We start from the raw sequence: 14,409 nt of genomic DNA, 5'->3' as shown, positions 1-14,409 counted from the left end.
TTTAACTTAAAATAGCACTCTCACAGACTACCCTCTCACACCAAAATTTAAGCATACATATAATATTTTCTATTCAGAATTTATTGTGCTGTTTCACTTTTAAAATTAAATCTTAAGGGATCATCTATGACATCAGATGTAACGTCGGCATCTAGTCAACTTAACAGAACCGCTATTTTACTCGTATTAGCACTTGGCACATTTATTTTAGGATTATCTGAGTTTTCGATGATGCCTATGCTGCCACTAATTAGCGAAACATTTGGCTCAACGCCCTCACAAAGTGGTTACGCAATTAGTGCTTACGCCATTGGTGTTGTAGTTGGCGCCCCTATTTTAATGCTCACTACTGCTAATATGAGAAAGCGCAAAGCATTGCTCATTTTTATAAGCTTAATGTTTATCTCAAACGGGTTAAGCGCGATGGCAACGTCGCTTGAGCAGCTTGTAATATTTAGATTTTTAAGTGGCTTACCTCATGGTGCATATTTTGGTGCTGCTATTTTATTAGCATCAGATATTGCCCCAAAAGGTAAGCGTGCAAGCTTTATGTCTAAGGTGTTTATGGGTTTAACTGTGGCTACTATTGTTGGCGTGCCTATAGTTACACTTGTAGGTCAAAATTTAAGTTGGCGTTATTGTTTAGCTGGCGCTGCAGTACTGGCCTTTATTGCTTTTGTTTTTGTTTATAAAGTAGTGCCTAGTATCGATAACGCTAAGCCTTCTAACTTACTAAACGAGTTTGGCGTACTTAAAAATAAACTGGTTTGGTCCATTTTGGGTATTGTAATTATTGGCTTTGGCGGAGTGTTTTGTATTTATACTTACATTGCCGACACCATATTAGTGGTAACAAAAACAGCTCCGTATACTATTTCTATCGCAATGGTAATGTTTGGTATCGGTTGTACACTCGGTAACTATGTACTGGGTAAAGCTGCCGATAAATCAGCAATTAAAACGACTGGCCTTGCGCTTGTATGTACTATTGTATTTGCCTTTGCATATGTAACGGCAAGCCATAATATTTGGGCTCTTTACGCGGTGATCTTCTTTATTGGTTGCAGTGTGGGCTTGGCTACGCTGATTCAAACGCTTTTAATGGACGTTGCGCCCGAAGGCCACGCTATGATTGGTGCCTTAGTACAGTGCGCATTTAATACTGCCAATGCTATAGGTCCTTGGGTTGGCGGAATAGCAATAGCGCAAGGTGCTGCACCTAATCAAACAGGTTACGTAGCAGCTGCATTGTTTTTAGGTGGTTTGGGTATGTGGCTATTAAGTTACTTACAACTAAACAAACAGCAACCAACAGCGCAAGCTACTAATTAACTGAGTTCGAGTTAATTTAAAATACAAAAAGAGCCGCTAATTAGCGGCTCTTTTATTTTTAATTTACCTAGTAAATTAAGCGTTTAACGATGCCATATCAATAACAAAGCGGTATCGTACGTCTGACTTTTCCATACGCTCGTATGCCGTGTTAATTTCGTCAATGTTGATCATTTCGCACTCAGGTAGCACGTTATTTTCACCACAAAAGTCGAGCATTTGTTGCGTCTGTGCAATACCACCAATAAGTGAGCCTGCAATACGACGGCGACCCATTAATAATGGCACCGTGCTTAGCTCATCCACTGGACCAACTTGGCCAACAATAACTAATGTACCATCTACATCAAGTAGCGGTGTGTAAATAGATAAATCATGTTTTACAGGGACTGTATCTATAATGACGTCAAAGGCAGATTGCGAGTCTTTCATTTCGTCATCATTAGATGACACTAAATAGTGCTGAGCGCCTAATTTAACCGCATCATCTTTTTTAGACTCACTACGGCCAATTACCGTAACGCTTGCACCCATTGCAACTGCATTTTTAACGGCTATGTGACCAAGACCACCTAGACCAACAACACCAACACGGCTACCTTTTTTTACGCCCCACTTATGAAGTGGCGAATACGTAGTAATACCTGCACAAAGTAGCGGTGCAACGCGTGAAAGGTCTAAATTTTCTGGTACAGAAAGTACAAATTCTTCGCGTACAACAACATGCTTAGAATATCCACCTTGGGTCATTTCACCACTAACGCGGTCTTTGCCTGCGTACGTACCAACCATGCCTTCGCGGCAAAATTGCTCTTCGTCGTTATCACATTGATCGCAACTTTGGCACGAATCAACCATACAACCCACAGCAACTGTGTCGCCTTGCTTATATTTTTTAACGTCGCTACCTACCGACATAACTTTACCAACAATTTCGTGCCCAGGTACTAGCGGGTAGTCACTGCCACCCCAATCATTTCGTACGGCGTGTAAATCTGAATGGCACACACCACAGTATAAAATTTCAATTTCTACATCGTTATTTCGCAAATCGCGGCGCTCAAAAGAAAACTCTGTCAATTCAGAACCTTGGCTTTTTGCTGCATATCCTACTGTTTTCATAATAACTCCATAGTGGTTAAAAATTTAAATCATCAACAGCATAGTCCATAGCCCGTGAATAGAACCTGACAATATAAAATAGGCACAAAAAAGCCCAAACAGTGTTTGGGCTCAATCGTTAGTACTAGGGCGCTAAATTTAATTATTTTGCAAGTAAGCTGTTTAGTTCATTAATAATTGAATGAATGCGCTCTGCATTTTTTCCTAAATCACTACGCCCTACTCGCGATTTACTACGAATATCAACAAAACGCTGGCTGCCTTCATCTTTAATACGAATTACCACATCGTCTTTAAAACCAAACCATGTGGTTGTATCAGTAGCTTCTACAATACCTGTAGCCGTATTTGCACTTACCACTGCAAAGCCAAGATTTTTAACTGCTTGTTCGCTTGCTGCCATCAAATCGGCTTTAGATTGTGCAAAGCTTAACGTTGCCAGTTCAGGGTATGCTTTGCGTTGTTGTACTGCCGTTTCTTCACCCGCGTACTCTACTGGATTTGGTGCTTCAGCACGAAGTGGCGCAATTGCTACAAATTTTGGTGGGTTAACTAAATCTGTTGAAATATCATGAATTGCCGGTACGCTTTTAGCTTTGTTCATCATGTTAAGTGGCATAGCAATAGCCACAACCGAAAACACAAGCGCAATAACACCACTGCTTAGCGTTAACGTTTTACGCATAAATAACGCTTGTACTATAAGTAGCACCAATGCAGCGCCACCAGCGTAAACACCAAATTTAAAACCAGCAAACGCAGTTCCTAGCTCTACAATACCAAATTTATACAAAGGCCCCGGCAGTATGACGAGTAAAAAGGCGATTAGACTAACTAAGCTCACTAAAACTTTCATTTTATGATTCCTATATTGTGTGATTTTTTATTATTAAAACAATTAAGCACTATTAAACAGTAGCTTATACTACTAACAAGCGCTTTTAGATTACTATTAGCGACTAATTACACAAAAAAGTCCAATGTTGTGTGATCAAAGTTACTCAAGTTTGGAAAAATATCAACAAGCTCAGAGCTTGGCACACCAAACCACTGAGCCAATGTGGCAAAGTACTGCTCATTAGCAACACTAGGAATTAAACGCCCGCCACCGGTATCTTGTGGCCCATCCAAATGTTGAGTTAATAGCTCGCCATATATATTGCCGCCTTTTACTGCGCCGCCCATTACTATTTGGTTCCCTGCCCAACCATGGTCAGTGCCATCGCCATTTGAGGTCAACGTGCGACCAAAATCAGACATAGTAAACGTAGTCACTTTATCAGCCATATCAAGCTCTTTCATCGCACTATCAAATTCACTTAACCCTTGAGCTAACGTATTTAATAAAGCAGGGTGCGTTGTTAATTGGTTGTCGTGGGTATCATACCCCCCCATAGAAACAAAAAACACTTGGCGTTGAGTACTCAACTTTGCCTGTACGCTAATTGTTTTAGCGACTGCGGCAAATTGCTCACTAAGGCTATTATCGCTAAATGGGGTAATAAGTGCAGGCGCGCTTTCTAACGCGCTGTTCATTGCTTGAGTGTTATTTATCGCACTTGTTAAGCCATTGGCATAAGCTGTACTTAACGGATGGCTCGTATTGCCTAGTAAGCGGTTCATAATAGCGGTTACGTGCTCGCTACGAGGTTGATACCCTCCAAACGCGTTAATACTACTAATGCCGCTTTTGTTAAGCGCAAATGCATTGCTAGCACTTCCCGTTTGCCATAAATTAGTACCGTCGAGTGATACATTAGCTGCAAACTCATCTTGTAACTCTAAACGCTCTAAAAGTCGTGCGCCCCACCCGCTATTAAGTGATTGTTTTTCTCGACCATACATCCACGCAGCTTGCTGATCGTTATGCGAAAACAAATGCTTAGGCAAACCTATTGTTTTATTTTTATAGTCATTCAATGTTGTGGGAGCGAGTAAAGTACCTACCCCGCCTATAAATGCTAAATTTTGAGATTCAAACACATTTTGTATCGGTTCAAGTGAAGGATGAATACCTACGCCACCTGCAAACTGGCTTTTAATGCTTAGCTCAAGTGGGCTCTCTACCGCTAGGTTTTGCCTGCTTTGCTTGTACAAACTCCGTTGCTCGCCTTCAAGCGGAACGAGCATATTTAACGAATCATTCCCCCCGTATAAATACACACACACTAATGCTTTATAATCACCTAGCTCAACGGCATTAGTCGCTCCAGTTAATGCTTGTAATTGCAGGCTCGNCAGCCGATACGCTGCCTTTTACACATAACGACAAAAACTCTCTTCTATTAATGCTCATTATGCGCTCCTAATACTGCACGTTAAATTCAGGTGAAATAGCAATCATATATAATAAATACGAAACCCGTTCACGGTATTGCTCTTCATTAAAGTAGGCATCTAAATCAAGTAATGCTTGGCGTGTGCCACTGCTCATTGCGCCTGCAAAATATAACGTGTTGTACTGAGTTAATAGCGCGCTAACACCGTTTTTCTCTAAAACATTCATGTCGTCTTGAATATAAACATAAATACCATTTGAATTTAAATCACTGTGTGCTTCAGCGGTACTCCACACTAAACTTGCGTAAAGCGCGTTCATGGTGCCAATCAGTGTCGCATCGTTTGCTATTTGTAACTCTGGCGCAACAATACCTTCATTTCGCAAAGCTGCGGTTTGATAATCAGGCCTAAAAAAGTTAAATACCGAAGCCGACTGCATGGGTCCTTGCCCGTAGCTATTTATTAAATTCCATGTTTTATAGTAACCAGCCAAAGATTTAGCATCGAGATTTCGCCAAAACTGTACGGTTTTTAAAATAGGCTCTTTAATTTTACCTTGATAGTTAAGCACTGAGCCAAAATGCCGTGCTTCATCATCTAAATATATAGCCTTTACTACAGCCGCTAAATCGCCGCGTACACCGGCGCCATTATCAATAAATACATTAGCTACTCGTTCAACGTATTGGGGGGTTGGATTTGACGTAATTAATCGCTGAATAAGTTGCTTAGTAATATATGGCGCAACATTTTGATGGTTAAATAAATTATCGAGCGCTATTTGCAATGACTCTTCTGCTGTATAACCTTGTGGTATAACCTCGCCATTTAGTAAGGTTTTTTGTTTACTAGAATGGTACTCGTCAAATGCTTCCATTGGTTTAATATAGTCACGACTTTTACGCTTAAATGTTTCACTATCGGCAAACGTCCAACCAGTAAATACGCGTGCAAAACCCTCTATTTCGACCTGTCCGTAAGTAGCAATAGTATTACCTTGTGCATCAAGCTTGGCGCTGCCATCTAGATTTAGCTCTTCAAGGCCAATAGTAAATAACTGCATTACTTCACGTGCGTAATTTTCATCTGGGCGAATATTAAGTGCATCGTCTGCTTTTTCGTTACCCAAATGGCTTAAGTAAGTTCCCATAATAGGCGAAAGCGTGACATCTTCGAGTAAGTCACGATAATTACCAAAGGCATGCTTTAGTAGCAAATCGTAATAAGTGATCATGCCCTCAGGTTGGCCTCTTAAGGCACTGTTTTCATCCGACACTACTAATATTTCACTTAACGCAAATGCAACACGTTGACGAAGTTGATCGTCACTTTGCATTACTGCCTTCCACCATGCGTCTATGCGGCTTATGTATTTAAAGTCATCATCGTCATTTAACTTTACTAAATAATCACGGTGATAATTAATAGGTAGCGCTATTTGTTTATCAAGCCATTGCTGCTCGCTTAAACCTTGTGCGTTTTGTATTTCACTAAGCTTAGGTCCCATTGTTGCTTGGTGTAGTAACCGTGCGGCGCTAATGTCATCCATATTATTACGTGCAGTAAAGCTTAGCGTTTTTACACTGCTTGCCCCTTCGTTATCGGTTGCTGTTACCGAAAAAGCATAATCAACAGGCTTATAACTTTGCGCATTTAGCAGTGTTACTGAAGTAGTTGTTGCCTTTAAAGGCCCACTAATTAGTTCAGGCCCTTGCGTTTGTTGCCACACAACAGATGTAATAGTGCCGTCTTTATCACTGGCTGTTGCTGTTAGCTCAATTGTTTGGCCTTTACTTAATTCACTAGGAATATCAGCGACTGACAAAATGGGGATTTTATTTCCGTTAACGCTTGGCGTATCATCGGAGCCTGAACTACCGCAAGCGCTTAGTATAAAAACCGAGCTTGCGATAAGAGCAAATTTATAATGCATGTAAAGTCGTCATCATTTGTTAATTAAAGTACGTTAGTGTGTACCGAGTTTAATGCATTTATTGAAACACAAAATTTACAATTTAACTCTTTATTTTTTGTAACCGAATCATGAACGCCCCATTAATAATGCGCTAGCAGCTGGGGTAAACAGCCAGAGCTTTATTATTTATGAAAACAGAAATTCGCTATTGTTTTGAATCATCACAAGTTGCTAACCGATTTTTACACGAGCTCAAAGACTGGCCGGTTAACGATGTAAAAACACGACTTTTTAATGGCGGCGATAGTGTAAAAGTGACATACGAATACGACGAAAGTGGTTTTGATTACACTTGCGCCGAACTTGATGACCTAGCACAGAGCCATGGCGGGAAAGAGGTTTAAGCGTTTTATAATAAAAAACAGCTGATGCATCTTTAATAATTGACTTAAATTATACAGATTTGATTGATGTTTTATCTCTACCTGAGTTTTTCGCTTCGTAGAGCATTATGTCGGCTTCTTTAATTAGTGATTGGATAGACACATTATTACCACTTAAGGTTTCTTTTGTAGCAAATACACACCCAGCACTAATTGTTAAATATTTACGTATAGGCGACGCTTCATGAGGTAAATTTAACTCCCGAACCGCCAAAAGCAATTGCTGAGATATATCTACAAACTCTTCATAAGAAAGCTCTTTAAAGAATAATATGAACTCTTCGCCGCCATAGCGCGCAACTGTTCCTGTGTTTTGCTTTGCCATTTGTTGTAATTTACCAGCTAGGAGCTGTAAAGCGTTGTCTCCGCCTTGGTGACCATAAAAATCGTTATAATTTTTAAAGTGATCTACGTCAAGTAATATTACTCCAAAGGCATTTTGTTGCTGTTGAGCCTGCTTCCACTGAGCCGCTATAATTTCATCAAAGGCACGCCTGTTGTAAATTTGGGTTAACCCATCAATTTTACTTATTTTTTCGAGCTTAGAATTTTGCTCTTTTACTTGTTTAATTAACGCATTAAAACCGCTAATTAAAACGCGCATTTCTAAAAATTGATTAGTGAACCTCAAAGGCTGTAAATCGTTTTTAACCAACATTGAATTAATAGCGGACGCACCACTAATAAGCGGTTCAATAAAATAACGATTTACAATATAAAAACCTAATAATGACATTGCAAAAAACATTAACAAAATTAGCTTTAAATAATGATCAAATAAAACTGGCAGTGTTTGGTGATGGTGCTTAATGTTCAAAGCAAGCAATGGCTTACCATTTACATCTAGAATCACCCTCTTCCTTTGAGTGGCAATGTCCTCTTCTTGGAGGCTCCCTTTAAGCGTCGCAATATCGTTTAAAGAACTACCGTGTTCTATTTGTGAATAGCTAAGCTCCACTTGTGCAATTTCCGCTAAGGATTTGATCAACGACGGTCTTACTTTTTTTATAAAAACAATACTACCAACAGGCTCACCTGTTTTATCTGTTCGCTTTATTACATGCGATGCAAACATGATAGGGCCGCCCGCTGTTTGTAAAAAACCAGAATGGCTTAAACTGTTGTCGTCTTCAGAGGCTTTTGGATTAGGAATAATTGCGCGGTTTAATTTATTAACCTGTAAATCTAAATCAGGCGCATCAAACTCCGTATGCTTCATATAATCATACGCTTGTCCGTAAACCATATTAAAGTTTACATCGTAGATAAACACACCATCAATTTTGAGAGAATAGAAGGTATCCCCTACAAAGTTTGAATCTACATATTCTGCGTCAAAATCAGCCATATAATCATAGGTGTCATCCCATACGGCGTAGTCATAATTGAGTGTTTCTAAAAATATAAACTCTCTATCAAGCGCAATTTTAAGACTCAGCAATTCACGATTTTGATAATCTTCAATACTAGTGTTTATAGTCGGCAGGCTAAAAAAATAGCGGTACCCAACTAATAAACCTGTTACAAAGCACATTAAAATCAAAGTACCTATTATTACAAAAAATCTTAATGTCATAGTCTCTATCTAATCGTGTAGAATTAAGTCAAAGTAGCTTACGTTTTATGTTTTAGACTTCTTCATCTAAATTATAATAATTAGCTTCTTACTAAAGCGTAGTATAAATTCATGAGCAGGTATAAACAAAGCTTACTATTAAGTTTTATAGCGTTAAAACGTTAGCACTTTCAATAATATATTTAATATAGACATAAAATTATACCAATTCGCTTAATTAAGTAGTCTATTGTGAGGGCGGAAAAACGTGTTGATAGCTAGGCAAAAAATTAGCTATTTAGTTGTTCTAAATGAGAATTTTTTAACGCAGGTAGCGAGACGTCTAGCCCCGCAAAATGATTAAGTATTATTGCGAATTGGTATTACACATTTAATGTAATGCAAAAAGCTGAAACTATTTCGCTACCGAAACTTCCACTTTCGATGAAGATGTACTCGCAAGATCCAGTACTTCATAATAATTTAAGCCATCAATTTTTTTACCAATAATAAAATAATTCATTTCATTCATCATGGTTGGGTCGCCTAAAACATCTTCTGCGCTTTGCACATCAGAAAATTGAATTGTAATTAAGGCGCCTATAAAGCGCATTACATCTTGAGATTTTAATGTCTTTAAAACTTTATTAACTCCGGCCTGAGTTGACTCAGGTGTAGAACCATCAAATCTAAAATCACTTTTTGTACTAGCGCATGCACTAAGCATTAATATTGATAGTGCGATAAGTAAATGTTTCATATATATCCTTATTTGTTATTCGTGATACTTGCGGATCATCGCCACTTTACCGTTTTCAACTTCTATTACTTCCATCATTGTGGAGGTGTATTCTATTGGCTGCTTACTTTGTGGGTGAATGCCCTTTGCATGACTCTTATAACGAATAGCAAAGCCTGTATTGTTAAACACAAATGTATTAAGCAGTGTGCTTTCAAACAACGTGTGCGCACCTAAGTAAAAACTCATACCTTTGCGCATCTGCTCTTTGCCATCAGGAGTACGTGAGTCATCCGGTTGATACGGAATATGCTGATTGCCAATATCATCGGCACGGGCTAAAAGGCTAAGAAATATAATTAATAGAAAGCTTAGCTTGCACTTCATAACGATTCTTTCTAAAGAAGTATTTTTACTAAAACGACTAAATTTATTAATACATTAATTTTTTAGCGCAGCTTTTCTTGCTAGTTCTTTTATATCTTCATCGATATTGTCATCAAAAGACATTGAATAAATTCTCCAACCTTCTTTCACTTTAAAAAATTGAAATTCAAAACGAATAGGCTGCCTATCGTAGGTTACTAGGTAGGTTACATGAACAAAAAGCTCCCCAACTTTATAATCAGAAACCTTATTAATGAAATTAATTTCACCAACAAGATCATCAAGTGAGGATAGCTGTGTTTTTATCTGTTTTACCTGGTCAGGTATCGACGATACATATTTATTACTTGCGTAAATGGAATCAACAGCATCGCTTATTTTTTCATCAGAGTACAATTCAAAAAATTTATCAACTTCTTCTTGGTAATTGTTAGCACTGACACCCGATGAGAGTAAAAGTAAAGCAGCAAATATAATTTTCATTTTTAACATTCCTTATTGTTTTTAATATAAAAACACACTATTTAAAGTAAATAAAGTTATAAAATACGGCAAATTACATTTTGCTCTTTACTCTATTTGTTGCAACGCTGTTGGCTGGGTCGTCTGGCCAAAAATGTTTAGGGTAGCGGCCTTTCATTTCCTTTTGCACATCGCGGTAACTGCTAGCCCAAAAGTGGGCTAAATCTTGAGTAAGTTGCAATGAACGTTTACCTGGCGATAGCAGCTCCATAAGCAATGGCAATCTACCGTTGGCAAGCATAGGCGTACTGGTCAAGCCGTAAACTTCTTGCATACGCACGCTTAGCTTTGCGGGGCCATCAAGTTGGTATTCTATTTTTACATTTGAGCCACTGGGCACCGTTAAGCGCAAAGGTAACAAAGCTTTTAACGTGGTTTGTTGTTGCCAATCAAAGCAGTTTTGTAATGCTTCAAAGTAGTTAAACTTTTTAAGCTGCGTGAGCGTTTTAATATCTTCTAAAAACACGCCTAGCCACTGCGCTGCATTTTGAATAAGTTGTTGCTCGTTTATTTGCGGGAATTTATCGGGCATTAAATTACTTGCTAGGCTCATACGTATCAGCAATTGTTGCGCATCAGGTTGCTCGTTAAATAATGCAAAACCGTGTTTAGCAAATAAGTTAAGCCACGCTTTAGCACGCTCGCTCTTATCTAGTTTTTGTTTACTAGGCTGGCTGCTGAGCGTTATAGCCCCGAGCTTTACTTCATCTTGGTGAATAAAGCGCGCTGATTTTTCATCAAACTCACAACGAGTAAGTTCACTAAATAAATGCGGTAAAAATTCTTGTAACTCAAATGGGTTAAGCGCGGTGGCTGCAAATATACGCCCACCTTTGTGCCCGCCCATGGTTGCTATAGCTAAGTAATCGTCGTTGTGCCAGTAATCGGCATTTAACTCAGCACCAGCACCATTGGCAAGTAAATAACCATTACCACGTTTTTTAGCGATGCGATCGGGGTATGCCAATGCCACCAGCAAACTTATATAATGCGTATTTAATTCGCTGTTTTCGTCTTTTACTTTTAAGCGGCTTTGCCAATATTTTAACTGTTGTTTAAATACCGGATGCGGACGTTGCTGCTGGCTATGCAGCGCTAAGCTCAACTCGTTTGCACTATTTACTCGGCTCTCAAGTAATGCCACTAAATAAATAGCGAGCCTAAAAATACCAGGGAGTTGGTCATCAAGTATTTGTGCTTTTAATAGCATATGCGCCAAACGAATATCAGCACCAAAACCTAACATTTTACTGCCAAGCGGTGTGAGCTTACCTTTGCTATCAATAGCTTCTAGCATGTTAAGCAGGTTACTTGCTTGCTCACATTGTTGTTCAGTGGGCTTATCGAGCAAGGTTAGCTCATCAATACTGGCTCCCCACTGCTTTGCCTCAAGCATAAGCTGGCTTATGTCTGATGTGAGTATTTCGGGATTGTCGTGACTATTACGTCGCTCGAAGGTTTGCTTTGAGCCAATTCGATAAACAATGCCCGGCTCTATTCGTCCTGCACGCCCTGCACGCTGCACAGCAGACGAGCGCGATATGCTTTGTGTTGTGAGCTCTGTAACTCCTGTTTTTAAATTAAAGGTCGCTGCACGGCGCTTGCCGCTGTCAATTACAATGCGTATGCCTTCAATAGTTAAACTGGTTTCGGCTACATTGGTGGTAAGCACTACTTTGCGCATGCCGTTTGGTGCAGGAGCAATAGCAGTTTGCTGATTGGCTTTATCTTGCTCGCCAAATAGTGTTGCAACTTGGCAGTTACTGGGTAAATCGCTCAGTGCTTGTTGCACGCGTAGTATTTCAAATTGCCCAGGTAAAAATACCAATGCGCTGCCTGTTTGCTCATTAAGTGCTTGTTTTATTATGTTAGGAATTGCATCAAGCCAGCGGCTTTCATCTTTTATGGGTATGTATATTTCGTCTATTGGGTAGCTGCGACCGCTTGATTGAATTACAGGGCAGTCAAAAAACGCTGTATAACGCTCAGTATCAAGAGTTGCCGACATAAGCATAATGGTTAAATCTTCACGCAGCGCACTTTGGGTCTCGAGCGCAAAGGCAAGTGAGGTATCGGCTGCAATTGAACGCTCATGAAATTCATCAAATATCAGTAAATCAATATCGCTTAATTCGGGGTCGTTTTGCAACATGCGCGTTAACATGCCTTCGGTGACTATTTCGAGGCGCGTATTAGCGCTTGCTTTACTCTCGCCCCTAATCCGCAAACCCACACTTTGCCCAACACTCTCGTTTTGGCACTTTGCTAAGTAACTTGCAATATTACGTGCAGCTAAACGGCGAGGCTCTAGCATTACAATACGTTTAAAATGCCCGTCACGCATTAGTTGTAGCGGCAACCACGTAGATTTACCCGCACCAGGCGGTGCTTGTAATAACGTAATAGGATTACTTTGTAATGTAGTAACGAGTTGTTGATATATGTCTTGAACCGGCAGCACAGCTATTTACCCAAAATTGCTTTGTGTGCATTGTAACAAAAACCAAAAATAAACGCGCCGCTAAAGCTATGTGGTTATAAAGGATTTAATTAAGGGTTACATAATCAGAAATAATTACAGACCGCTCTGTACATTTTTTAAGGATGTGCTCAAAAAATTAATTATTACTGCCCCAATAAAAACATAACACCATGATTATAAATGCAAAATAAAAATTTAACTTATTGGTATACGCCTTGCTCCTTTTATACTGAACGTTAATTAAATCTAAGTAAGGAGAAACTTATGAACAGCGATCGTATGAAAGGTAATTGGAACGAACTTAAAGGTAAGGCTCAGCAAAAATGGGGCGATCTTACTGACGACGATTTAGATAAAATTGAAGGTAGCCGTACAGAGCTAGTGGGTAAAATCCAGCAGCAGTATGGTAAATCTAAAGAAGAAGCAGAGCGTGAAGTTGATGAGTTTGAAAAAACTCACTAATCGCTAACTTCTAAAAAAACCGCCATTTTGGCGGTTTTTTTGTTTAAGCTGTAGGTTATTTAGTTACGCTTTTAGCTGGTCACCTATTGGTAACTGCCTAATACGCTTTCCACACGCTGCAAAAATAGCATTACATAATGCTGGCGCATAAACTGGTGTAGATGGCTCTCCTACCCCTGCTGGTGGTGCATCGCTTTGTACAATTTCAACGTCAATCTCAAGAGGTGAATCGCTCATACGCGGTACGCGATAATCATGAAAGTTACTTTGCTGTACGCGCCCTTTATCAAAGGTAATACCATCGCTGATTGCAGTTGTAATTCCGTAAATAGAGCCACCTTGGGTTTGGTTTTTAACGGTGTCGGTGTTTACAACCGTACCCGCATCAATGGCAACCCACGATTTAATTACGTTTAAATCGCCAGCATCCGACACCTCTACTTCAACTACCGTAGCTACGTAAGTTAAAAAGCTTCTGTGTGCTGCTATGCCTAAACCTCGCCCTTTAGGAAGTTCTCGCCCCCATTTACTCATGTCAGCTACTTTTTCAATAACATGGCGCAGTCTGCCAATATCTAAAGGGTAAACCTCTTTATCGCCACCGTAATTATCGTATGTGGCATTTTGCTCAGTTACATCAACAATGCGACTCGGACCTATGGTGTCTAGTAAATAGTCTTTTTGGTCGCGACCGGCTTTGTGCGCCGCTTCGCCAATAAATGACTGAATAGCAAAGGCATGAAAAATATTTGATACAGAGCGCATCCAACCAATTCGTGCTTTGGCTTGCGCATCACCGTTTTCTAACTTCATGTTAGGTGTGTTAATTGGGTTATCGGTAAACCCTAAGCGCAGTTCACCGCTCATAGGAGTGGCTGCACCATCTTTAAAAGTAGATGCTATGGGTGTAAACGCGGTGCGGTGTAAATAAGATTCTATAGCGCCATTTTTATCTAGCGATGCTTCAATGTGCTGAGCTGAAACTGCATGGTAAAAGCCATGTTGTATGTCGTCTTCACGCGTCCACTGCACACGAATAGGTTTGCCTACTTTCATTGAAAGGTAAGCTGCTTCTGCTGAAAAGTCAGGTTTTGACTTACGCCCAAAGCCGCCGCCGAGCATAGTAACGTGAACATTAATTTTGCTCTCATCCATGCCAAGCATTGCAGC

At 39.7% G+C, this 14,409-nt stretch carries 11 protein-coding genes and 2 pseudogenes; 3 read left to right on the top strand and 10 right to left on the bottom strand.

Annotation, left to right across the window (positions count from 1 at the left end; genetic code table 11):
• Positions 1-126 precede the first annotated feature (126 nt).
• Positions 127-1,332 carry an MFS transporter gene (locus L652_RS0105995; protein ID WP_024598262.1) on the top strand — a complete coding sequence of 402 codons (1,206 nt, stop codon included), beginning with the start codon at positions 127-129 and terminating at the stop codon, positions 1,330-1,332.
• 75 nt (positions 1,333-1,407) lie between these two features.
• Here the strand turns inward: L652_RS0105995 and L652_RS0105990 are convergent, their stop codons facing one another.
• From L652_RS0105990 to L652_RS0105975, 4 genes and pseudogenes are all read right to left on the bottom strand, one after another.
• Positions 1,408-2,454, bottom strand: coding sequence for an NAD(P)-dependent alcohol dehydrogenase (locus L652_RS0105990; RefSeq protein WP_024596010.1), 1,047 nt, complete (start codon positions 2,452-2,454; stop codon positions 1,408-1,410).
• A gap of 142 nt (positions 2,455-2,596) precedes the next feature.
• Positions 2,597-3,310 (bottom strand): DUF1499 domain-containing protein, encoded by a 714-nt coding sequence (locus tag L652_RS0105985; protein WP_024596009.1) that lies wholly within the window; start codon positions 3,308-3,310, stop codon positions 2,597-2,599.
• Between the two features lie 107 nt (positions 3,311-3,417).
• Positions 3,418-4,750: pseudogene (locus L652_RS01000000123355) on the bottom strand (DUF1501 domain-containing protein).
• Positions 4,751-4,759: 9 nt separating this feature from the next.
• Positions 4,760-6,667, bottom strand: a complete 1,908-nt coding sequence (locus L652_RS0105975) for a DUF1800 domain-containing protein (RefSeq protein WP_024598264.1) — start codon at positions 6,665-6,667, stop codon at positions 4,760-4,762.
• 170 nt (positions 6,668-6,837) lie between these two features.
• Here L652_RS0105975 and L652_RS0105970 point away from each other — a divergent pair, with 170 nt between their 5' ends.
• A complete protein-coding gene (locus L652_RS0105970; RefSeq protein ID WP_002958138.1) occupies positions 6,838-7,053 on the top strand; it encodes a hypothetical protein in 216 nt (71 codons plus the stop codon).
• Between the two features lie 49 nt (positions 7,054-7,102).
• Here the strand turns inward: L652_RS0105970 and L652_RS0105965 are convergent, their stop codons facing one another.
• The 5 genes and pseudogenes from L652_RS0105965 to hrpB form a co-directional block, all read right to left on the bottom strand.
• Positions 7,103-8,668, bottom strand: a complete 1,566-nt coding sequence (locus tag L652_RS0105965; RefSeq protein ID WP_240915887.1) for a diguanylate cyclase — start codon at positions 8,666-8,668, stop codon at positions 7,103-7,105.
• A 394-nt stretch (positions 8,669-9,062) separates the two neighbouring features.
• Entirely contained in the window at positions 9,063-9,407 is a 345-nt protein-coding gene (locus L652_RS0105960; protein WP_024596005.1) for a hypothetical protein, read from the bottom strand.
• 15 nt (positions 9,408-9,422) lie between these two features.
• Positions 9,423-9,740 (bottom strand): annotated as a pseudogene (locus L652_RS01000000123350) (nuclear transport factor 2 family protein); the annotation flags it as partial.
• A gap of 87 nt (positions 9,741-9,827) precedes the next feature.
• On the bottom strand, positions 9,828-10,256 hold the full coding sequence (locus L652_RS0105950; RefSeq protein ID WP_024593532.1) for a hypothetical protein: 429 nt from the start codon (positions 10,254-10,256) through the stop codon (positions 9,828-9,830).
• 73 nt (positions 10,257-10,329) lie between these two features.
• Positions 10,330-12,756: an ATP-dependent helicase HrpB gene (hrpB, locus tag L652_RS0105945; RefSeq protein WP_024596003.1), complete on the bottom strand. Its 2,427-nt coding sequence runs from the start codon at positions 12,754-12,756 to the stop codon at positions 10,330-10,332.
• A 285-nt stretch (positions 12,757-13,041) separates the two neighbouring features.
• Here hrpB and L652_RS0105940 point away from each other — a divergent pair, with 285 nt between their 5' ends.
• Entirely contained in the window at positions 13,042-13,239 is a 198-nt protein-coding gene (locus tag L652_RS0105940) for a CsbD family protein (protein ID WP_002958133.1), read from the top strand.
• A gap of 63 nt (positions 13,240-13,302) precedes the next feature.
• Here L652_RS0105940 and L652_RS0105935 read toward each other — a convergent pair.
• Positions 13,303-14,409: molybdopterin cofactor-binding domain-containing protein (locus tag L652_RS0105935; RefSeq protein WP_024596002.1), on the bottom strand; the 1,107-nt coding region annotated here is incomplete at its 5' end.

The sequence above is a fragment of the Pseudoalteromonas sp. TB25 genome, from assembly GCF_000497995.1.
Lineage (GTDB): Bacteria > Pseudomonadota > Gammaproteobacteria > Enterobacterales > Alteromonadaceae > Pseudoalteromonas > Pseudoalteromonas distincta.
This window is presented reverse-complemented; position numbering and strand designations above follow the sequence as displayed.

Bases quoted from the DNA above. Each gene is read 5' to 3' on its own strand.
- L652_RS0105995 (WP_024598262.1), top strand. From the start codon at position 127: ATGACATCAGATGTAACGTCGGCATCTAGTCAACTTAACAGAACCGCT.
- L652_RS0105990 (WP_024596010.1), bottom strand. From the start codon at position 2,454: ATGAAAACAGTAGGATATGCAGCAAAAAGCCAAGGTTCTGAATTGACA.
- L652_RS0105985 (WP_024596009.1), bottom strand. From the start codon at position 3,310: ATGAAAGTTTTAGTGAGCTTAGTTAGTCTAATCGCCTTTTTACTCGTC.
- L652_RS0105975 (WP_024598264.1), bottom strand. From the start codon at position 6,667: ATGCATTATAAATTTGCTCTTATCGCAAGCTCGGTTTTTATACTAAGC.
- L652_RS0105970 (WP_002958138.1), top strand. From the start codon at position 6,838: ATGAAAACAGAAATTCGCTATTGTTTTGAATCATCACAAGTTGCTAAC.
- L652_RS0105965 (WP_240915887.1), bottom strand. From the start codon at position 8,668: ATGACATTAAGATTTTTTGTAATAATAGGTACTTTGATTTTAATGTGC.
- L652_RS0105960 (WP_024596005.1), bottom strand. From the start codon at position 9,407: ATGAAACATTTACTTATCGCACTATCAATATTAATGCTTAGTGCATGC.
- L652_RS0105950 (WP_024593532.1), bottom strand. From the start codon at position 10,256: ATGAAAATTATATTTGCTGCTTTACTTTTACTCTCATCGGGTGTCAGT.
- L652_RS0105940 (WP_002958133.1), top strand. From the start codon at position 13,042: ATGAACAGCGATCGTATGAAAGGTAATTGGAACGAACTTAAAGGTAAG.